The organism is Photorhabdus africana, assembly GCF_035181445.1.
GTDB classification, from domain to species: domain Bacteria; phylum Pseudomonadota; class Gammaproteobacteria; order Enterobacterales; family Enterobacteriaceae; genus Photorhabdus; species Photorhabdus laumondii.
This window is the reverse complement of sequence record NZ_JAXBVE010000327.1, coordinates 1-223: the sequence shown is the minus strand read 5'-3', so window position 1 is coordinate 223 and position 223 is coordinate 1. Positions and strand designations below refer to the sequence as shown.

General features: G+C 43.0%; 1 protein-coding gene. It reads right to left on the bottom strand.

Annotated elements, in window-relative coordinates; all coding sequences use genetic code 11:
- Positions 1 to 140: 140 nt before the first annotated feature.
- Positions 141 to 212, bottom strand: a complete 72-nt coding sequence (gene dinQ, locus SLS51_RS25005; protein WP_369293964.1) for a damage-inducible type I toxin DinQ — start codon at positions 210 to 212, stop codon at positions 141 to 143.
- Positions 213 to 223 lie beyond the last annotated feature (11 nt).

The following is a 223-nucleotide window of genomic DNA, read 5'->3' as shown; positions in this document are numbered from 1 at the left end:
GTCCAGTCGGGATGACCAAATTTAACTTTTAGATCAGTATATTGGGCGACTTAAACAAGAGTGGTTTGCTTGATCAAAGGCGGTAAATGTTAAAGGCCACCGGGAGGTTACCCCGATGGCCTTAGCTACGTTTCCGTTATCTATTTCAGAAATGCACGGATCAGCTCTAAAAGCGCGATTAACGCTTTGAGAACGATGATAGCAGTGTCAATAAATGCTTTCA